Origin of the sequence: Pantoea sp. ACRSB (genome assembly GCF_022346905.1) — a bacterium.
GTDB classification, from domain to species: Bacteria; Pseudomonadota; Gammaproteobacteria; order Enterobacterales; family Enterobacteriaceae; genus Pantoea; species Pantoea piersonii.
In genome coordinates this window covers 103,321-124,445 of record NZ_JAKRNL010000004.1, presented here as the reverse complement: position 1 = coordinate 124,445, position 21,125 = coordinate 103,321, and the positions used below count along the sequence as shown (strand labels likewise).

Annotated in this window: 17 protein-coding genes and 1 pseudogene; 11 read left to right on the top strand and 7 right to left on the bottom strand. The window is 49.6% G+C overall.

Annotated elements, in window-relative coordinates; all coding sequences use genetic code 11:
* Positions 1 to 161: 161 nt before the first annotated feature.
* Positions 162 to 743, bottom strand: a complete 582-nt coding sequence (locus MHZ89_RS13800; protein WP_311783455.1) for a DUF4142 domain-containing protein — start codon at positions 741 to 743, stop codon at positions 162 to 164.
* Positions 744 to 1,132: 389 nt separating this feature from the next.
* On the opposite strand from MHZ89_RS13800, the gene MHZ89_RS13795 reads away from it, so the two are divergent.
* The 8 genes from MHZ89_RS13795 (at position 1,133) to MHZ89_RS13760 (ending at position 12,469) form a co-directional block, all read left to right on the top strand.
* A complete protein-coding gene (locus MHZ89_RS13795) occupies positions 1,133 to 1,615 on the top strand; it encodes a glutathione peroxidase (protein ID WP_311783454.1) in 483 nt (160 codons plus the stop codon).
* Between the two features lie 509 nt (positions 1,616 to 2,124).
* On the top strand, positions 2,125 to 3,117 hold the full coding sequence (locus MHZ89_RS13790; RefSeq protein WP_311783453.1) for a LacI family DNA-binding transcriptional regulator: 993 nt from the start codon (positions 2,125 to 2,127) through the stop codon (positions 3,115 to 3,117).
* A gap of 425 nt (positions 3,118 to 3,542) precedes the next feature.
* The gene (locus MHZ89_RS13785) at positions 3,543 to 4,625 is read left to right on the top strand and encodes an alcohol dehydrogenase catalytic domain-containing protein (RefSeq protein WP_311783712.1); all 1,083 of its coding nucleotides are present in this window, start codon (positions 3,543 to 3,545) and stop codon (positions 4,623 to 4,625) included.
* A 4-nt stretch (positions 4,626 to 4,629) separates the two neighbouring features.
* Entirely contained in the window at positions 4,630 to 5,772 is a 1,143-nt protein-coding gene (locus MHZ89_RS13780) for a glycoside hydrolase family 88 protein (RefSeq protein ID WP_311783452.1), read from the top strand.
* 691 nt (positions 5,773 to 6,463) lie between these two features.
* Entirely contained in the window at positions 6,464 to 8,065 is a 1,602-nt protein-coding gene (locus MHZ89_RS13775; RefSeq protein WP_311783451.1) for an MFS transporter, read from the top strand.
* Between the two features lie 588 nt (positions 8,066 to 8,653).
* Entirely contained in the window at positions 8,654 to 9,544 is an 891-nt protein-coding gene (locus MHZ89_RS13770; RefSeq protein WP_311783450.1) for an oxidoreductase, read from the top strand.
* Positions 9,545 to 9,718: 174 nt separating this feature from the next.
* A complete protein-coding gene (locus MHZ89_RS13765; protein WP_311783711.1) occupies positions 9,719 to 10,882 on the top strand; it encodes a CocE/NonD family hydrolase in 1,164 nt (387 codons plus the stop codon).
* 522 nt (positions 10,883 to 11,404) lie between these two features.
* Positions 11,405 to 12,469: a mechanosensitive ion channel domain-containing protein gene (locus MHZ89_RS13760; protein WP_311783449.1), complete on the top strand. Its 1,065-nt coding sequence runs from the start codon at positions 11,405 to 11,407 to the stop codon at positions 12,467 to 12,469.
* 344 nt (positions 12,470 to 12,813) lie between these two features.
* Here MHZ89_RS13760 and MHZ89_RS13755 read toward each other — a convergent pair whose 3' ends face one another.
* Positions 12,814 to 13,686, bottom strand: coding sequence for an AraC family transcriptional regulator (locus MHZ89_RS13755; RefSeq protein WP_311783448.1), 873 nt, complete (start codon positions 13,684 to 13,686; stop codon positions 12,814 to 12,816).
* 167 nt (positions 13,687 to 13,853) lie between these two features.
* On the opposite strand from MHZ89_RS13755, the gene MHZ89_RS13750 reads away from it, so the two are divergent.
* Positions 13,854 to 14,585 (top strand): SDR family oxidoreductase, encoded by a 732-nt coding sequence (locus MHZ89_RS13750; RefSeq protein ID WP_311783447.1) that lies wholly within the window; start codon positions 13,854 to 13,856, stop codon positions 14,583 to 14,585.
* 227 nt (positions 14,586 to 14,812) lie between these two features.
* On the opposite strand, the pseudogene MHZ89_RS13745 reads toward MHZ89_RS13750, so the two are convergent.
* Positions 14,813 to 14,959 (bottom strand): annotated as a pseudogene (locus MHZ89_RS13745) (glutathione S-transferase family protein); the annotation flags it as partial.
* A gap of 218 nt (positions 14,960 to 15,177) precedes the next feature.
* Complete coding sequence (locus MHZ89_RS13740; RefSeq protein ID WP_311783710.1) at positions 15,178 to 16,437, bottom strand: diguanylate cyclase domain-containing protein; 1,260 nt, start codon at positions 16,435 to 16,437, stop codon at positions 15,178 to 15,180.
* A 480-nt stretch (positions 16,438 to 16,917) separates the two neighbouring features.
* Between MHZ89_RS13740 and MHZ89_RS13735 the strand changes: the two genes are divergently transcribed.
* Positions 16,918 to 17,385 carry a helix-turn-helix domain-containing protein gene (locus tag MHZ89_RS13735; protein WP_311783709.1) on the top strand — a complete coding sequence of 156 codons (468 nt, stop codon included), beginning with the start codon at positions 16,918 to 16,920 and terminating at the stop codon, positions 17,383 to 17,385.
* Between the two features lie 397 nt (positions 17,386 to 17,782).
* On the opposite strand, the gene MHZ89_RS13730 is transcribed toward MHZ89_RS13735, so the two are convergent.
* Complete coding sequence (locus MHZ89_RS13730; RefSeq protein ID WP_311783446.1) at positions 17,783 to 18,247, bottom strand: NUDIX domain-containing protein; 465 nt, start codon at positions 18,245 to 18,247, stop codon at positions 17,783 to 17,785.
* Between the two features lie 836 nt (positions 18,248 to 19,083).
* On the opposite strand from MHZ89_RS13730, the gene MHZ89_RS13725 reads away from it, so the two are divergent.
* Positions 19,084 to 19,860: a hypothetical protein gene (locus tag MHZ89_RS13725; RefSeq protein WP_311783445.1), complete on the top strand. Its 777-nt coding sequence runs from the start codon at positions 19,084 to 19,086 to the stop codon at positions 19,858 to 19,860.
* Between the two features lie 82 nt (positions 19,861 to 19,942).
* Here MHZ89_RS13725 and MHZ89_RS13720 read toward each other — a convergent pair whose 3' ends face one another.
* Both MHZ89_RS13720 and MHZ89_RS13715 read right to left on the bottom strand, forming a co-directional pair.
* A complete protein-coding gene (locus tag MHZ89_RS13720; RefSeq protein ID WP_311783444.1) occupies positions 19,943 to 20,461 on the bottom strand; it encodes an N-acetyltransferase family protein in 519 nt (172 codons plus the stop codon).
* Positions 20,462 to 20,549: 88 nt separating this feature from the next.
* A complete protein-coding gene (locus tag MHZ89_RS13715; RefSeq protein ID WP_409373274.1) occupies positions 20,550 to 21,095 on the bottom strand; it encodes a helix-turn-helix domain-containing protein in 546 nt (181 codons plus the stop codon).
* Positions 21,096 to 21,125: the final 30 nt, after the last annotated feature.

Genomic DNA, 21,125 nt, shown 5'->3' with positions numbered 1-21,125 from the left:
GTCAATGCCAGTCGTCAACAGGTAGAGTGAGTGTCAGCTTGCAACTACACATCGGCAAGCATCGATCGGCACACTGACAGTACCGGTCATCCTCCGTTCTTCAACACGTTGAACAATGAGGAGCCTGAATCACAGAACCGTGTGCCTACCGAACGACCTGTTTACTTACCTGCTGCCATTGGCATCTGCTGCGCAGATTTGAGATGCTGCTCAACGACCGGCATGTGCGCATCGGCCACGGCCTTCACATCCGGATCCTTGATCATTTTGGCGTCACTTTGCAGCTTCGACAGCACCATTTTGTGGTCCATAGTGCCGGCGTTTTTCATATACATCTTGTCAAATGCGGCGCCGCTCTGCTTTTCAAGTTTTGCGGCCATGGTCTTGTGTTTGGCATCTGGCTCAGTCGGCAGTGTTACGCCCTTTTGCTGGGCGACCGTCTGTACTTTGGTCAAGGCACCGCCGTGGTCGTCGACCATCTGCTGAGCGTATGCTTTGACTTCGCTGCTTTGGGCCTTGCTCAGCGCGATTTTGGCGGCGGCGACTTCATTGATATCAGCCTGCGCCATATCCTTTAACGCTTTTTCGTCGCCGGCGCTGAGGCTGGTGCTCGATTTGGTCTGGCCTGCGGCGCTGGTCTGCGTGGCGCTCGCTGGCGTCTGGGCTTGCACGCCGACAGTGCTGAACATCGCTGCTACTGCTGTTACGGCTAGCAGTCCTTTCAAGGTTTTACTCTTTTGCATTTTGTTCTCCTGCGGGTCATAGGTAAGGCTGTTATCAGGCAATTCACCCTGTTCAACCTTGTATGTAAATTACAACTGCAATGGTCAGTATAGTTGCAACGGTTTGATCCAGCAGGTTAAGTAATCATTCTCAGCAGAGGAGGGCAGGAGAGGACAGAGCAAAAAGCGAAAATGGTACTGCGTGGCGTTTAAGAAAAGGCCGGACAGGATGCTTCAGCTTTTATAGAAGGGATGCTGTATAACCCCGGTGCGGTTATAGTGATCTGCCTGCTGTTGCTGATGCTGGAAAAGCGCAGCGAACAATAAGCTGAGTGGAATTTATCAGTTCGCCTCGTGAATCTGGCCGATGGGGATTAATCGTTCAACTATTCGTCTCTGAGGATCTCAACATGACCACCTTTCATCAACTGACTGCCACCAGTCTGCGTGGCCAGCCCATCTCTATGGCCGACTATGCTGGCAAGCTGGTTATCGTGGTTAATACCGCCAGCCATTGTGGATTCACGCCACAATACGCAGGTCTTGAATCGCTCTACAAGAAGTACGCCGCCCAGGGGCTGGTGGTGCTTGGTTTTCCCTGCAACCAGTTTGGTAAACAGGAACCCGGCGGCGCTGACGAAATCGCGCAGACTTGTCACATCAACTACGGTGTGAGTTTCCCGATGTTCGAGAAAGTGGAGGTCAACGGCACCGCAACGCACCCGGTGTTTCGCTACCTGAAAAACGAATTGCCCGGCGTGCTGGGCGAGCGGATCAAATGGAACTTTACTAAGTTCCTGATCGGACGTGACGGCAAACCGCTCAGGCGTTTTGCACCCATTACCACTCCAGAGAAAATGGAAGCTGCCATCCGTACTGCACTTGAAGCCTGAGCGCTTCTGTAACCATTTCTGTTTAAAGCTATTCCAACAAGGTGTTTATATTTGCGTGAGCGTAACGTCCGCTGCTCACTCAAAGCGAACTGGGCTTTATTCACCTTAATTTCGTTATGATTCTTCTGTCAGGCTTGATTATCATCGCATCCAGCATACATATCGACTGGTCATTTTTCCGGGAACAAGACAGGATCGTCACAGGATGTATTTCATTAGTGATTCGCACATGGATGAAGAAATCCTTATCCAGTCTTTCGCAGAACGCTTGCAACCCTGGCATAAAGGCAGCGAATACTGGCTATGTCTGGTTATGACTTTAAAAGACACATGTTTATCTCAATAGAAGCAAACCAACGCCGCAGCAAAGGCATCAACAGCAGTGATGTCAGCGCTGTTGCTCTCAACATCCGCCATAAGCTCTGGCATCAACCGCCATTTACTGTTAATTATCATGTCCTGGAAATGCGCAGGTACAAAGAGACCACTGACTTAAGGTTGAAGCAATAATGAACACACATGGAAGCAAACCACCTACAATAAATGACGTGGCGGAAGTGGCTGGAGTGAGCAGTATTACCGTATCGCGCGTTTTCACTTCACCTGAAAAGGTCAAGGCTGAGACGCGTGAAAGGATCATAAAAGTTGCAGATGAGATGGGTTATATACCTAATGTATTTGCGCAAAATATTAAAACCGTCCAGAGCCCTATTATTGGTATTATTGCTGATGATACCTTTAATCAGAGTTACTCTTATGTCATTCAGGAACTCTGCAAATTATCTGAAACCCGTGGCTATTCAGTGATGATATTCACTACTCAGGGCGAACGCGCATCAGAAGCAAAAGCTATCAACACGCTGGTCGGTTATAAAGCAGCAGGGATCGTGCTGTCGGTGATCAGTGACAGCGCTGATTATGACACCAGTCATCTTAAAGTTTTAAAGGGTTCGCATACTCGCCTCATTCAGTTTGACCGTCAGTTTGATGAGCAACTGCCCGCAGTGTATGTCAATGATCGACGTGCGGGGGAGCTAATTGCCTCCGTTGTGAATGACAAGGCATATAAAAAAGTACTGGTTATTGGCGGGCCTAAAGACTCACGCATTACCCAGAAGCGTTTGTCGAGCATTTGTGAAAATCTCGCAGATGATATTGAGATTACCCGTCTTTATGCTGATTACCGTTACGATCATGCTAAAGAAATTATTACGTCACACTTTTCTTCCAACGAAATTGATTATGACGCCATTATTGGTATTAACGGTGCTATCTCACTTGCTGCTAAAAATGTGGCCACGCGATGGATGTTAAAGGGGGTCGAGTTTCTCTCAATCGATGAAATTCCCAATGCAGAAGATTATGGTTTTTACTTTTGCTGTGTGGTTCATGATTATAAGCAATGGGCTACCATCGTTGCAGAGAATTTGATCGCCGCAATTGAAGACAGGCCCTGGCAGGAGCGCACTATGATTAATGGATTTCTTAAGAATAATCAATAATTCCAGTTACTGAAGGCAGGCATTGCACTCATAACCCTTTCTGGGTCAGGTTTATAACGTTTACGCAGCCAGTATCTGTTTCTACAAAAAAGCAAGAGCCTGGCTACATCAGGAAATCTGGATGCCCGCGCCTACAGGTATTACTCGCCCCCACGTCTGCCATTCCTCATAAGCTTTTAGGGGGCTTTACGCCTGAAGGATTCCCATTTTTGTAAATGTTAACGATAACATTTTAACTCAGGGGATTTATGGTCTCATTGAGGAGGGAGGGTGTTATTCTTCAGAGTGATTCATAATCATATGATTTTAAGTGCTTTATTTGATTTGATGTTAACTGCATCACAAAGACGGATGGCTATGTGGAAATGTTTACGAAAACATTTTATGGTTTTCGCATCCTTTTGTCGCTTGTGGGTTATGCCAAAATGCAAATCAAAAAGCTGGTTAATTACGGTCCTGAAGACTACCGACTCGAAACAGGTGATATGCCAACACCAGGCCATAACGAGTTGCTGGTAAAAATAGGTGCGTGCGGTATCTGTGCCTCAGATTTTCACTGTTTTCACGGAGCTCCGATGTTCTGGGGGAATGGAACCTTCCCTCGTTATGTCAAAACACCGGTGGTGGCCGGTCACGAATTTTTCGGTACGGTATACGCTGCTGGCCCCGGCGCGCTGGAGCACTTTGGCGTTGAGTTAAATGACCGTGTAATAGCAGAGCAAATTGTTCCTTGTGACAAGTGTCGCTTCTGCCGCAACGGCCAGTACTGGATGTGCGAAAAACATGACATTTATGGATTTCAGGCTGAAGACGCCGATGGAGGCATGACGGATTTTATGCTCTTCAAACCCACCAGCCGCGTGCACAAAATTCCTGATTCATTGACCCTGGAAGAATGCGCGTTGATAGAACCATTTTCGTGTGCGGTACATGCGGTAAATCGCGCTGATATTCAGTTCAATGACGTGGTGGTACTGGCTGGTGCAGGCACCCTCGGTCTGGGTATGATCCAGGCGATTAAGCTCAAGACACCCAAAAAGCTAATTGTTATTGATGCGATGCCGTTTCGTCTGGCGCTGGCGCAAACCCTTGGGGCAGACATTGTTATCAATCCGCTGGAAGAGGACGCGGTGGCTGTGGTGAAGTCCCTGACGGACGGCTACGGCTGCGATGTTTACATTGAGGCCACTGGCAATCCTGTGGGTGTGACCCAGGGATTGCAAATGATCCGCAAATTAGGCCGGTTTGTTGAGTTCAGCGTCTTCAGCCGGGAAACGTCTGTGGACTGGTCGATTATTGGCGATCGAAAAGAGCTAGACATCCGCGGCGCCCATCTCAGCCCCGGGACTTATGAAACCGTTATCGATTTATTCCACCGAAAGCTGATGACCGCTGAAGGTATTGTGACCCACCGTTTCCCTCTTGAAGAATGGCAGCATGCTTTTGCAGCCTTTGGCTCGAAAGAAGCCATCAAGATCCTTCTAATCCCCGAACAACAGGCTGGGTAAGTTTATGACTATTTTTGCCGTAAAACATAGCGCGCTGCTGCGTCAGGCGGAACATGTTATTGCGCGTGATGACGTGCACTCGCTCATACACAAGTTAACCGATAAGTTGATTCATATTGAAGATACTACCGGCGAGTTCGCCCTTCACCTGGACGATGGTCGCATTATTGACGCCAAAGGGTGGGCTGCGGGATGGGAATGGACGCATGGAATCGGACTGTATGCTATTTATCACTATTACAGGCAGACGGGTGATAAAAAGATGCTGTCGGTTATAGACCACTGGTTCAGCGAGCAGCTCCAGCGGGGCCTGCCAACCAAGAACGTCAATACTGTCTGTCCATTACTGACGCTGGCATATCGTTACGAAGAGGCTAAAAATCCTGCCTGGAGACCACTACTGGAGCGCTGGGGTGAGTGGGTAATGTATGAGATGCCGCGAACCGAGCAGGGTGGGTTACAGCATGTGGTGATCCATAAGGAAAATCATCAGCAACTCTGGGATGATACCTTAATGATGACGGTCATGCCGCTGGCAAAAATAGGGTTACTGCTGGGGCGGCGAGAGTTCGTTGAAGAGGCTAAGTATCAATTCCTGCTCCATATACAGTACCTGATGGACAGGGAAACCGGGTTATGGTTTCACGGCTGGACCTTTGAAGGTAATCACAATTTCTCCCGAGCGCGTTGGGCTCGCGGAAACAGCTGGATTACCGTCGCTATCCCCGATTTTATTGAACTTCTTCAGCTTCCTGAACAGGATGCGACACGGCGTTATCTGTTGCAGGTATTAGAACATCAGGTCCGTACATTATCCAGGCTGCAGGATTCGAGCGGGCTCTGGCATACCCTGCTGGACGATGAGCAGTCCTATTTAGAGAGTTCTGCCACAGCCGGTTTTGCGTACGGCATTCTTAAGGCGGTGCGTAAGCGTTATATTGCGAGAGAATATGCTGTGGTTGGGCAAAAAGCTATCCTTGGCGTAGCGGCAAACATCAGTGAAGACGGCGAGCTAAAACAAGCCTCATTCGGTACTGAAATGGGCAGCGATCTGGAGTACTACCGTCAAATCCCGTTAACACCGATGCCTTATGGACAGGCGATGGCTATTCTGTGTCTGAGTGAATATTTGCATGATTATCTCTAGCGTTTCATCAATACGATGAATTGTCGTATCCCTTATAGCTACTGCCACATCTAAAAAAATGTGGCACGTTTCTTTATTCCCTCATGATTTCATTGACTCCGCTCTGCTCATTAAGTCGGGTGCAAAGAATGTCACCACTATTAATTGCTTCGGGATTACCTTAAACGCGCTCCTCCTTCATTATTTTTCCCTGCTCGATAACTCACTGGGTATGTGGAATTATTATCTTGGATCCGATCCCTATTGTTAACGTAAACATTTAGTGAGATTAAAATCAAAGTATGAGATAAATCACATCCTATGTAATTTAGGTCAGACCAATTGGGTTTTTATTAAGCAATTGTTATAAAAGGAGATTAAAAGAAAAAATCTTCACAGCTCACAAAATTATATTTGTTTTCTTAAATGTTTACGAAATCATTTTATTGTCTTGGTATGCCGGATACATGCTTCATGCAGATTTCAAAATGAGCACTTGTCAGATTGATTACTGATGTACAGAAGCAGGGCAACGAAGCTGAATACTTCCTTTAGCGGGCGCATCGGCTTTGACGGGACACCAGGGAGCTTTGAAAGAAATAATCAGCACTGGCTCAAGCTGGCTCAGGATCGGACAGGGGGCAAAGCCCCGGGAAACTCATCTGATGCTGTTTCATTCTCATAACGAAAATGGTTCTGTTCAGAGGTGAATGTGAATTATAAAACGCCTGGATTTAAACATTATCTTGCATACGGGTCTGGAGATTTTCTGGGCGCTGGCACGGCCGTGCTGACAGCAGCATGGCTGCTTTATTTCTACACCACTTTTTGCGGCCTTACCCCTGTGGAAGCCACATTGATATTTGCAACGGCCCGTGTGCTGGATGCTTTTATCAGCCCGTTGATGGGGTATCTCAGCGATAATTTCGGCAACAACTGGTTTGGTAAGCGGTTTGGTCGTCGTAAGTTTTTTATCCTGCTGGGCATTCCTTGCATTTTTAGTTATGCCCTAATGTGGGTGAGCGGGATGGATTTTTGGTACTACCTGCTGACTTATTTACTGTTCGATATCGTTTATTCAATGATTCTGGTGCCATATGAAACTCTGGTACCCGAGATGACTGATGACTTTACGCATAAATCCAAATTCTCCGGTGCCCGGATCGCGATGGGGCAGCTGTCGGCCATCCTCGCTTCGTTTTTACCCAGCATTCTTTTGACCTGGCTGGGTAAAGACAATGCCGTTTCCTTCTTTTACGCCGGAATGATTTTATCTGTGATCTGCTGCGTCGTCCTGATACTGGTGTACAGCTTTACCTGGGAGCGCCCTGCTGAACTTAAGTCTGAGAGTGAATTACGGGCCGAGAGAGAAAAGCAGAATCTGACGCTCGCGCAAAGCATGCGTCGTTTAATGACGGAGCTCGCTTCAACCTTACGTATAAAAATTTTTCGTCAACATCTGGGGCTGTATCTTGGTAGCTACATTGCACAGGACGTTTTTAATGCCGTGTTTACCTACTTTGTCGTGTTTGTACTGATGCAGGGGGCCGGCAGAGCCTCTGATCTGATGGGTGTGATGGCCATCTTCCAGTTTATTGCCGTTGTATTAATGGTGCCGGTTTGTATCAAATTTGGCCCGGCGCCGTCATACCGTCTGGTAGTGGTACTGTTTGCACTGGCCTCCCTATCCTTTGCGGGCGTTTACTATGTTGGCATGGCCGATAATTATGCTTTATTGCTTTTTATTGCCGCCGTGGCTGGCATCGGCAGAGGCGGTATTAATTATATCCCCTGGAACACTTATACTTATATCGCTGATGTTGATGAGGCTATTACGGCACAGAGGCGAGAAGGTATATTTGCCGGCGTGATGACTATGACACGCAAGGCATCACAGGCCGGAGCCGTTATGTTTGTCGGCATCATTCTTCAGTTATCCGGTTTTGTTTCAGGTAAATCGACACAGGATCCTCAGGTCGGACATACTATCCTGCTTATTCTCAGCGTAGGTACAATCAGCATTCTTTGCATCGGTTTTATCATCTCGCTGAACTTTCGTCTGAACCGTCAAACACATCAGATCCTTCAGCAGGAAATCAACAGAATGAGAGCAGCGGATCGCATTTTACCCGAGACAGTTTCATGTGACACCCGCACAACCGTTGAGCAGTTGACCGGCCTAAAGTATGAAAACTTATGGGGTAACAATAATATTGGTTATAACAACCGTCACCGTTCTCCACCTGCCAGACAGGACCTTATTGAGATGGAGTCAGAGGCGGTTAAACAGCAAAAATTGGCGGATAAATATTAGCCCTCAGACAGCACACTGCAGCAATCGGCACCAGATTAGAGGTAAGGCCCGTTTTATATCGGAGGCGGACGCTGCTGTGCTCATGCTATGTTTATCCCTAAAAAAGCTCGCAGTTTTTTATTAAGCTTTCACAAAAGAGCGAGGCTGTGGTGATATAAGGATTCACCCATTCCCAGGGCGAAATAATACTTAACCTCCTGCCGACCATCATGCTGCGCGCGCGTTTGAAGTTGCTGCGCGACACACAACCTTTACCGCCACCGCTGAGGATCTGTCAAAGCGCCGCCAGGCCTCAGTTAAAAAATTTTGAGTAAATCTGGAGACTGCCACTTTTTCAGCGTGGTAAAACGCTAAGCCGGAAGCCCGCCTGAGCAGCACTTGCGCATAAATTTTTCAGCAAACCCGATACCACTCTTTCTGACTGGAGAGTACTGTTTAGCATCGGCAGATATTCGGAAGCCGGAGTGCTCCTTTGCCCCGCTGGGTCAGGGGATGGCGGTGAAGCGTTGCCGTTTCAAAAGGTACTGGCGTGTCCGGTGGCTGTCACCGGCATATGATGACGGGATAAGCGAATCAGGAGTAATCACTATGTCCGACCATCCGACAATAGCGCTGATCGGTCCAGGCGCGATTGGTACAACCATCGCTGCGGTTCTGCATGAAGTTGGCCGTACGCCGCTGCTTTGCGGGCGTACCGCGCATCCACAGTTGCTTTTACGTCACGAGCAGGGCGACATTGCTGTGCCTGGCCCGGTATTAAGCGATCCGCAGGTGATTGAGCATGCCGTCGATCTCGTTTTTGTTGCGGTGAAAACCACCCAAAATGCCGACAGCGCCAGTTGGCTAAACGCTTTATGCGATGAAAACACCCTGGTGTGTGCGCTACAAAACGGCGTCGAACAGAAAGAGCAGCTTAAACCCTGGGTCAATGGCGCAACCGTGTTGCCTTCGGTGGTCTGGTTTCCAGCTCAGCGCGAGCCAGATGCCTCGGTCTGGCTACGCGCTCAACCGCATCTGACGCTGCCAGATGTTCCGCAGGCGAAACGGGTCGCCGATGCGCTGAGCGGCACGCGTTGCGCAGTTGAGCTGTCAGCGGATTTTCTCTCCGTTGCATGGCGCAAGCTGCTGCAAAATGCTGTCGCGGGTCTGATGGTGCTTGCGAATCGCCGCGCCGGTATGTTCTCCCGTGAAGATATTAGCGAGCTGGCGCTGGCATACCTGCGCGAATGCCTTGCCGTTGCCCGTGCCGAGGGCGCAGTGCTGAACGATAGCGTTGCGCAGGAGATCGTTGATAATTTCCGGCGTTCACCCGCGGATTTAGGCACCTCTATTCTCGCGGATCGTCAGGCCAATCGCCCGATGGAGTGGGAGATTCGCAACGGCGTGATACAGCGCTATGGTCACGCTCACGGCATTCCCGTTCCCATCAGCGATGTGGTTGTGCCCCTGCTGGCAGCGGGCAGTGAAGGGCCAGGGTAATGCTTTGTACGTCCGGCTTTTGATCTGGGGTTAATCGCCCCTTTTCATCAAAGGCAACGTAATAATTTGATAAGAAAAATATAAACTGATGTCATATTAAGCGAAACGCAGCGGCGCTACCTTGCTCAGATACACTAACCCGCAAGTAAAGCGAGGCCGGACATTGTGTTATTACTGCCATTTAATCTGACGTCACGCAGGTTCGCTTTTTTATTACCCGCATACTTTGCTGGATCTACACTTGTTGCCGTTGCCGCTCCCTCTGATGAAAACCAGCAGTTTAAGGGATTAATCAGGGAGCCGCTGATGCTGCGCGTCACACTGGCAAACGGTCAGCCTGCTTTACTGGATGCTTTCGTCACCCGGCCCGTCGGGGCAAAACGGTGGCCTGTCGCGCTTCTTACTAATGGCACAACGGGCACCGCTGAATTTGATCGCTGGGTGATGAATCCCAACCGCGAGTCGGGAACAGCGCTTGCGTTCGCGCGTCACGGCTATGCAGCAGTAGTGGTACTGAGAGAAGGATATGGATATTCCAGTGGTGGCGCTGAATATACAGGCGGAACATGTGCTCATCCCCAGCACGATCTGGCCGGGAAGCGGGATGCAATGGATTTGCTCGGCGCGCTTAAGGCTATCAGGCACCAGGCATGGGCATCCCGGCACGAAGCGATCCTTGCAGGTATGTCAGCAGGCGGATTTGGCGTACTGGCCGCAGGAGCCAGAAATCCACCAGGCGTTCAGGCCATCATTAATTTTGACGGTGGGCGGGGAGGCGTTGAAGGAAAAGCGTTGTGTGACGCACCCGGTCTGATGAAAGCCTTCGCGGCATATGGCGCAACGTCGCGCCTTCCCACCCTCTGGCTCTACTCGCAAAATGATAAATTGTTTTCGCCGCAAACAGGCAACTCTTTTTATAACACCTATACGTCAGCAGGAGGCATAGCCAGCTTTGTAATGATGCCGCCTTATGGCGAAAATGGTCACGTATTTATGGATTCAGCGCCGGAGAGTTTCTGGTGGCAACAGGTTGCAGATTTTCTTAGCAAACACGATTTACCTTACAAACAAAAAATAGCTGTCAGCGTGAAAAATATGAAAGTACCCAATGCACTAAATAACGCGGCGGGGATAGCGGCATTCAGCAAGTATGAATCCGCTCAGCTTTACGAAAAGGCGTTTGCCATCGATCCAAAAGGTGACTGGGGCGTATCGTATTGGGCGCGCACAAGAAATGAAGCGGCGGCTGCTGCGCTCAAGAGCTGCCGAAAGCATGAACAGGACGCTAAAGATAAATGCGCCGTTTACGCTATAAACAATACGGTTATGTCCAGGTAAGCGCCTGCTTTATAAGAGCGTCAGCGAGATATCACCGCAGGTTAATCTGTTTGAGCGACGCTCATACTGGCCTGTAAGTCTGTTACAGATAAGGCTGTGTGATGGTAGCTAATAACTACATAATAGTAATGCTTTCTGCCTCCATAGAGCCTGGAGACCGCTCTGCCAGACTTAACACCCGCTGACATAGAAGCGGTCATGAGCGGCTTCTGACCCCATACACCATAGAGCCTGCCGCTCGCTCGTCCCGTTCGCTTTTGCGAAAGAATTAATGCTGTTTAAAATCTGCTCTGCGGCAGGAACAGGGCCTGACACAATAAAAAGCCGAAGCGGTGAACAGAAGAAAGGTGCTTTTACTAAAAGTTACCAGATATTTTATGCCCCTGTAAGGCCAGTTTATTAGATGTTTCATATACTAAAGAGCGTTAATCACGTAATCATCAGATAGCCTGAAAAGAAAGGTTACTGAATTTTTGATTTGCCTGACAACTTATGGTTGTTGGCTGAATATAAGGGGAAATAATGCCTTTGTTATTTGGTGAGTTATCTGGCGTTCCATCATGGGTGCCTGCTGTATTGCTCGTCACTCTCTCACTCGCAGTGGGTTTTCTGACGCGATTTATTCTTCTCAGTTTCATCCGTTACTGGCAAAGTCATGACAGAAAGCTATTCAAATCACTTGAAAAGAACCTTCGTGGATCAATGTTTCTTTTCATTCCCTTACTGCTAATCAGGTTTGGGGTTAATTATGTCAACATCGAGCCGCAATCTCTTAGTTTTATTACGACGACAGTTAATATATTTATTATTTTATCATTCTGCTCAGTCCTGATCAGGTTAATTAATGTTGCTCAGGATATGCTTTTCATACGCTATGACATTAATATTTCGAATAATCTTCGTGCCCGCAAAATTCGCACTCAGATAATGTATGTTAAAAAGGTCGCGATTGTCGTACTCGTGACGCTCTGTCTTTCTCTGATTCTACTCAGCTTTCCTGGCGTTCGTAAATTTGGCACAACCATCCTGGCAGGTGCAGGGGTTGCAGGAATAATAATTGGCTTTGCTTTACAGAAGTCGCTTGTCAATTTGTTTGCCGGTATTCAGATAGCCTTCACGCAGCCGATAAAAATTGATGATGCTGTCGTGGTTGAAAAAGAGTGGGGCTGGATTGAGGAGATCAACCTGACGTATGTTGTGGTACGTCTCTGGGACCTACGCCGACTGGTGTTGCCTATTACTTACTTTACCGAAAATCCTTTCCAGAACTGGACGCGTAATAATGCACAAATTTTAGGCTCTGTTTTTCTTTACGTTGATTATTCCATGCCATTAGAGCCTCTCCGCAAGCATTTTGAAAAAATACTCAGCGAAACAAGACTCTGGGACAAAGAAACTCAGGTGCTTCAGGTTACCGATACTACGGAAAAAACCATGACTATAAGGTTATTGATGACAGCCCAGAATTCTCCCACCGCCTGGGATTTGCGCTGTTATGTCAGGGAAAAAATGATTGAGTTTATTCAGCAAAATTATCCTCAGGGCCTCCCTCATGTGAGGGCGACACTGACTGATCCCGATGCCTGATAGTGCGAGAATTCACTAATCTAAGCGGAACATACAGAGCCTGTGTGCATGCTTCACAAGCGCCAGGAGAGCTGTAGTTCCGCTCTACATTCAGCGCTGACCCTGTAAAATCCTGTACCAGATCAGTTATACCGGCCTGCCAGTGCGGCACTCAGGGAAAGACGAGGCGAAGGGCACATAGAGCTTGTTTGCCTTTTTACTGTTTATGGAACTTCTTTACTTACAACACGGCTGATGGACGGGCTGATGCCCGCGGTTGTGAGCCAAACGCCTTGCACATCATCATAAAACACACAGGTATGGATTAAGGTCAGCGGATGCTGCGCTAAGAAGAAAGCGGGTGCTTACCGGCGCTGGTTTCTGCTGTCTCGCGCGGGTGGATTACCGAACATCCGCGCATATTCACGGGTAAACTGCGTCAGGCTTTCGTAACCAACAGTGGCGGCAACATCAGCAACGTTCCCCTCTCTGAGAAAAAGCAGTTTACGCGCCGCATAGAGCCTCAGGTGCTTCTGATACTGAAGCGGAGTCAAACCGGTGCCGGCCTTGAACCGCCGGTGGAACACCGAAAGGCTCATGTTCGCCATGCCTGCCAGGTCGTTTACCCTGACAGGCTGCGCGTAATGCGTTCTGAGCCAGCTTACCGGCCTACGCAGCACAGAAAAGTGGCTGCTGACATCGGTCGCCTGGCGAAGCATGCTGCCCTGCGGCCCGCGCAGCAGGCGATACAGAACCTCACGCTCAGCCAGAGGAGCCATCACCGCAACATCCTCAGGATGATCCATCAGGCGCAGCAGACGCAGCCAGGCATCAAGTAACGCCTCACCGGCTAAATCGACAGAGATGCTTTCCTCCAAAGGGATATCGGATACGGCAGGCATCGCATGAATAAGTTCGCTGATCAGAGCGAAATCAAGGGTCAGACGTACGGCCAGGTAGGGAGCAGCTTCACTTGCAGCCGCTATTTTCCCCATGGCCGGCATATCTAAGGCGGCTATAAACACCTGCCCGGCTGAATAGCTGACAATCCGCGCGCCGGTCTGAAGATGCTTCTCACCCTGAAGAATCAGGCTGACAAAGGGCGGATAAATTTCAGGCGGCAGATCCATGGGGTATGTGACCCGGTAGATGTCCGTTCGCGGAATGAGCGTTTGTGTAAGCTCGCCGGCATGACGATTCAGCACGAATTCTCTCATCGCTCCGAGCGTATCTTTCATATCAGCCTGCTCCATTGACGCCCACCGGTGGGAAAATAATAAAAGCATAATCAGGCAAATTTTAGGCAGGATCGTGGCCGCGCCGCAAGGCAGGGCGGTTTAGGCTTTAAACAGCTGCCTGCAAAGCAGAACAACATACCGCTCATATAGCCAGAGGAGAAGATCGCTTGAACATCAAAGATGCAGTGGTAGTGATAACCGGCGCGTCCTCAGGTATTGGTGAGGCGACTGCCCGGGCTGCCGTACGGGAAGGCGCGCGGGTAGTGCTGGTGGCGCGTCGTAAAGCGCGTATTGAGGCGCTGGCCCATTCACTGGGGAATGCGCTGGCGGTGGAGTGCGATGTCACACAGTCAGATCAGATTAATCAGGCGATCAGCGCTGCGCTTGGCCACTTCGGACGGATTGACGTGTTAATCAACAATGCGGGGCAGGGGCTGCACGCGGCGATAGAAGATATTGATGCCGATGATTTCAGGGCGCTGCTTGACCTAAACCTGGTTGCGCCACTGGCCATGATGCAGGCCGTTATTCCCTGTATGCGCAAGCAAGGGGCGGGCAGCATTATTAATGTCAGTTCAGGTGCAACCCTTGCAACTTATCCGGGGTCAGCCGCCTACACCAGCGCCAAGGCGGGGCTGAATATGCTCTCTGCCGTCGCACGTCTTGAGCTGGCTCCGGCAGGTATTACCGTATCGACCTTCTATCCTTTTATGACGGCCACTGAATTCTATCAGGCAGTAAAAGCAGGGCAGGATCAGGCAATAAAACAGGAGCATCAGAGCACTGCATTTATGCATTCCCCTGAGCAGGTCGCCGGGATGATCCTCCGACTCATCAACAGCGGCGAGGCGCAAAGCGATCTGGTGCCGGAAGCCTATGGCGGCAGCTACCTCAAATGACGTGCGGTTATTTTTTGCGGTGTTGCTCCAAAAAATTAACCAATTTAATGCGCGTCATGATAAAGGAGAGCACTTGTTGCGAGTTAAGCAGTAAGTGAGAAGTAAATTTCTGAAGTGCCAAAGCCTGTCAGAAATCTCTGATATGACAGGCGTGGCAGAAACACCATACATATACGGGGCGGGCGTAATAGAAAAGTGGATATTCGAACAATTTCCAATAATCGTACTCAGTGATTATTTCTTTCTTGTGCCCTGAGAAAGGCCGGACTGCTCATCGCTCTGATGGTATAACTTTCAATTTCATTATTTATTTCTATTCCGCATAATTTAGCCCACAGCAGAGTATGAGAAATGAAAATATCTGCCAGCGTAAACTATATAAAGCATCCTTTCTTATCCTGTATCTTTTAAAGAAAGAATATAAAAGGGTTCAACATATACATATCTGATTTTTTCGAATCAATTTGAGATAAGCTTTACGCCTCATATTCTGTTTCCTCACGTAACGGACTAAATACGTCAGGCTGCTTTGTACCAAAAGATGTTAGGGTAAACGACACCATAATAAACCACCTACAACAGCAGAATGCCCCTAATCACGTAACGGCAGCGTTGTGTTATCAAAAAACTGATAGGACCCATCACGTCGTGCTTTCGCCTGATACATGGCGATATCAGCATTTTCAAATAACATCCTGGCCGACGCCGTCCCGAACCGCGCAAGGCTGATGCCAATAGCCGCGCCGAGCCGTACTTCCATATTATTCAGGGTAAAGGGCTCTTTAAGGCTGTCCATAATACGCTGGGCGATGGCGGACGCCGCTTCGCGATTGCTGCACTTCGCGGCTACTACAAACTCGTCGCCACCCAAGCGTGCCACCGAGTCGCCCGGGCGCATACAGCGTTGTAGCCGTTCGCTTACCTGCTGTAGTAAGAGATCTCCTGCTGCGTGCCCCATCGAATCATTAACTGCCTTGAACCCATTAAGGTCGATAAACAGCACTGCCGTATAGGCCAGGTCTTCGCCCTGGGCGAGCATGTAACCCACCTGGTCATTGATCCACGCTCGATTAGGCAACCCGGTCAAGGTGTCGCGAGTTGCCAGTTTTTCGAGCCTCTGCATCCTCTCCTTGTCACGCGTAATATCGCGCGAAACCAGCACTGCACCAATATTATTGCCTGTAGAAGGGTCGCTGACGCCGCAGGCTTTGGTGCCCAGCGTAATGTAGTGGCCGTCACGATGCTGCTTGCGCACCTCAACCACGTCCGGCAACTCGCCGCCGTTGAAGATGTGTAACAGCGCCTCCGTGGCGGGCGCGCGGTCGTCGGGATGCAGGAAATCCACCACCAGCTGTCCTATCATCTCATCGGCTGACCAGCCGATCATTTCGCTATAAGAAGGGGAGATCGACACGTACCTGCCGTCCGCGTCGCAATGGGCGATCAGATCGGTGCTGTTTTCTATCAACAGACGGTATTCCGCTGCCGTACGTAGCGCATCTTCAAGCGCTTTGCGCTGACCGGTTATATCAAGAATAAAGCCGTTATATTGCAGGTGAGAAGCACTGGGCTGGCAATCCGGCAGGCCAGAAACAATCACACGCCGCGTTGTCCCGTCCAGACAATGGATCGGCACTTCAATATGAAAAGGCGTCACGCATTCAAGTGCCGTAGTAAGTTGCAGCGCGATCTTTGCATCATCATCAGCCTGGGCGAATTTAAGCCATGCACTTAGCGTCACGCCTTTCAGCGCGGGCAACAGGCCAGCCGGACTTTCCTGACTGGCGATGCAAATACCCTGAGCGTCCGTTGACCAAACAGCGGAAAAGGTAGGTGTGATCGCTGTGTTCATGGTGGTCGGCTCCGATGTTTGCTGACGATACTCAACGCGCTCAATACTCGTCATTACAGAACTCCACGCGCCGTAATTGCCGTTCCCGTAAACCTGGCTGATGCTTCGGCAGGAGATGTTCCATTACGCGAAGGTCAGTAATAAGCGGGAAATTATCTTTGAGCATTCAAGGTCAGGAGTATTAATGTAAGTTTATCGGCTGATTAGCTCGCGATCTTTAATAAAGGCTGCATTATAAAACGGCTGTGAAATCTGCAACTGCCTCTTTATTCCTGAGTTATGCGATACATCACATTGTCCCGTTGTCTGACAACGGTGATGAACCGAATTTTTCTATAGAGCCGCCGTATGAGAACGAAGTTAAAGCCTGCCGCGCTGGTGTCATGTCGGTGTCTGGTTGCTGTCGGGTTTTGATCGTGGTGAGGCGGGCTGGCCTCGGTAGCATTGTTCACTGACAACTTACTACTCGGAGATGAGAAAATGAGTGATATTAATAAAGTCAGGGCGCTGCGCCTTCAACGGGCCTGGTCGCAGGAACAGCTTGCCGAAGTGTCAGGCCTGAGTACACGTACTGTGCAGCGTATCGAGAGCGGCGAGCGACCCGGTCTGGAAACGCTGAGCGCCTTAGCTGCGGTGTTTGACGTAACCGTTGCGGAGCTTTCCAGCCCGGAAAATGTTGGGGATAAAGCGCTCGATCAGCGAATTATCGAAATGAAAAGCAGAGTCGCTGAGGAGGGCCGGTTTTACCGCTCGGTGATGACGGCGCTTGTCGTCTGCCTGCTGCTGTTCATGCTTAACCGCTTTACGTCTCCCGCCAGCGACTGGTCGTTATGGGTGGCTGCTGTCTGGTTTGCATTGATTATGGTGCGCGGCATAAGGACATTTTTGTTTAGAGGACTGATTAGCAAGTGGCAGCAAAAGAGGCTGCAACGTCTGCTGCGCAGATAGCAAATAATAGCGTCCTGCTGAAGGTCGAATTTTGCAACTAACGGCAGGATCCTTTCAGGGCAGGCAGTGTTAATGACAGCCTGATGTTTTTCATGGAACTGAGGCAAAAAAACAGGAATATCCTGCCATTGAGCAAGCGCTTTTCGGGTGACAAATCCAGGATTCAGCATGTTACCTCCCTGTTATCCTTTAAGCCCATCAAGAGTAACGGATGTCTGACTGCAAAACTTTTCAGCGCACTATTCAGAGAGTTGAGTCGCTTGGGATCAGTGATGATGGGCGGAAATATAATTCTTGCTCGGTTATTTAGAGCCTGAAAAATCCTGATTCCACCTTAAGCAAAAAGCGCTTTCAGCCGCTTCGTGACCACACAGGTCATTAAGAGCATTACAGAGTATCAAATATCGAGAGGGGACGGTAATTCACCTGCAAGAATGTCGATGATCAAATCATGTGGAAAGATAGTTTCGTTAGTATGCCTGAGTTCTTCCAGTGTCCACCAATGATAACTCTGGATGACTGCCTTTTCATTCTCACTCCACCCGGAGCGATTAATGTCTGTTTTATTTGCGTGAACGATAAAAAAACGCTCTTCAGCAAGAACAGTGTCCCCATCAGGCAGCATCATGGTGAAAGTACGGGATGCTACTGACATTCCAGCTGCATGCCTTTGCAGTCCGGTTTCTTCCAGCAGTTCGCGTAAAGCAGCCTGCTCAAAAGTCTCATGGGATTCAAGCCCGCCACCAGGGGTTGCCCAGTATGACTTGCCGCTTAAGGCATCATTTTTATGACAGAACCTAAAGAGCAAGACGTGATTTTCAGGTGAAAGAATGATCAATCGAGATGATGGGCGAGTACGCACAAAGTCCCCTTTATTCAGCATTAACGGGTTTACTCGCTATTATATAAAAATATGTCTGGTCCGCCATTAGCAATATCACTTCTTGTAGTTTATGTTGGATACGGAATCGGATTGTTACGGTCGAATTTTTGGCGTCAGATTAACTTGTACCAGAAGCGGGAATGATCTTTTCAGCTATCTTCAAAAGATACTTATATTCATTTAACCGAGCTATGTCAGTATAAATTTTATTACTGTCCTCAGGAGGTAGACCCCTGTTATAATCTGCACAACTCTTACATCCCACCAGATATAACGCCACGTATGACGTTCGGTGGCGTCCGCTGCTGCTATAGCCAGGTTTGTATTATCTTTTCTTTGGCCTGAATTCCAGCCAGAGCAAAAAAATTGCAGCTAATGCGAGGCAAATTTTAAGATAAATATGGCCGTCGATGATTAAATCTCTGACTTTCATACTAATCAGCATATCTGACCCGGCATAATTTTGTATAGCGAATTTTTAGCCGCAAACCCTGGTATCGGAAAGCTAAATGTAAATAGAAGCCTGCCAACAAAGCGGGCAGAGGTGCTGAGCTAATATTTCATTCTCTCATTCAGCAGGCACATCCTTTATGCTCTGATAAGCAACATTCTGGCCTGCTAAAGGAATGAAACTTGCCGTTTGCCATCAGACGCTCGCCTGCCGCTTTGCCCGGAACAGCCCGCTGGTTTCAAGCAGCCTCACACCCCAAGAAAATTTCTTCAATACATTCATCCTGCTTAATCTTCACTTAAGAATATTCCGATAATGTGAGTTCTGCGTTAGCCCATTTCGGGCTTTTCCGGAGCCTACCCCTATGCAAAATAACAACACATACTCTTTGTCCATGAGTAAAGTCCCGGCTGTTACCCTTACTTTCTGGTTAATCAAAATCGCTGCGACTACGCTGGGTGAAACCGGCGGCGATGCGGTGACCATGTCGATGAATCTGGGTTACCTTACCGGCACCCTGATTTTCGCCATCATCTTTTTAGTCGCTGTCGTGGTGCAGATTAAAAGCCACACGTTTAATAAATGGATCTACTGGTTTACTGTGGTTGCCACTACCACCGTTGGTACCACGCTGGCGGATTTCGCCGATCGCTCATTAGGGATAGGTTATCTTGGCGGTACGCTGCTGTTGAGTACGCTACTGGTGCTCTCTCTGTTTATCTGGCGCATTGCCTGCGGCACCATCGCGGTGAGTTCCGTGAACAATGGCGTAACGGAAATCTTTTACTGGGTCACCATTATGTTCTCACAAACGCTGGGTACTGCATTAGGTGACTGGACCGCAGACAGCGAAGGCCTGGGCTATGACGGCGGTATCCTGCTGTTTGTTGGCGCGCTGGCCATTATCTGGGCCGCCAGCCGCTTTACTTCACTTTCACGTACTGCACTCTTCTGGGCCGCCTTTATTTTGACCCGTCCACTGGGCGCGGTGGTGGGCGATTTTCTGGATAAGCCCATCGCATCGGGTGGACTTGCGCTGAGCCGCTATAGCGCCTCACTGACTTTGACGCTGGTTATCATTGCTTTTCTCTGGCTGTTGCCACAGCGTCCGGCAATGAAAGCCGTAACGGCGAATTCATAAAAAAGCGCCAGCGCAGATTTGCAGTAATAAAAGAATTTAAAGGCCGCCAGCAATGGCGGCCTTTATTTTATTCAGGGCAGGATTATTCCGGCGAAGTATTGCTGCCTTCACCAAGTTCACGCTGCATAAAGTGAGTATCCAGCCAGCGGCCATGCTTGAATCCTACCGCTTTTAGCACGCCGGTTTCGCGAAAACCAAGCGCGCGATGCAGCCCAATCGACGCCTGGTTGCTGTTACCGGCGATAACGGCAACGATCTGACGAAACCCGCGCGCTTCGGCGAGACGGATCGCCTCCGTCAGAAGCGCGCGGCCTGCGCCGCGACCGGTGCATTCAGGATCGAGATAAATAGAATCTTCCAGCGTAAAACGGTAGGCGTAACGCGGCCGATAGGGCGCAAGATAGCAGTACCCAATCACCTGATGCTTTTCCAGCGCCACCAGCCAGATCCCGCCTTTTTCCAGCAGCGCGCTTAACCGGTTTTGCATCTCTTCAACGTCTGGCGGTTCGGTTTCAAAGGTGGCGCTGCCGTGAAGAACATGCCAGGCATAAATACGCTGAATAGCGGGAACATGGTGGGCTGTGGCGGGAATGATGTGCATAGCACCCTCGAAATCGACCTTGATTACGCCATATTACACCTGCAACAGCCTACCGGCAGCAGCGCGGGTCAGAGGAAAAAGTGATGGCTCAGCTATGCTCCATTACCAGCACCGCCAGCGTATCCGGCTCCAGCGCGCGAAAGATATGTTCTTCATCGCCGGCGTAACAGATGTAATCGCCCGGGTGCAGCTCGACGGGCGACGTTTTTGGCCCGACCAGCGCGCGACCCTGCGTAACGATCAGATGTTCGATAGTGCCTGGCGAGTGCGGCTGTGAGCTACGCTCGCTGCCAGGCTGCGTGTTTAACAGATAGATATCGCGCCGCGCGCCGGGTGGGCAGGTCGCCAGCAGTACGGCCTGGTAGTCCGCCAGCTCCGCCGTAACAGTCGGCCCTTCGCCGCGGCGAATAACCTGCATTCGCTTCTCTTCCGGCTCCATCAGGCGCGCAAACGGAATATTCAGCGCGACGCACAGCGCCCAGAGCGTTTCTATGCCGGGATTGCCATTGCCTGCTTCCAGCTGGGAAAGCGTAGATTTTGCAATACCGGCGCGCCGGGCGACTTCAGCCAGGGAAAGTCCGGCGCGCTGACGCTCACGCACCAGGCTATTGGCGATAATTGTGATCGGGGTCACGCTCACTCCTGTTTTCTTAATCGAACGAAT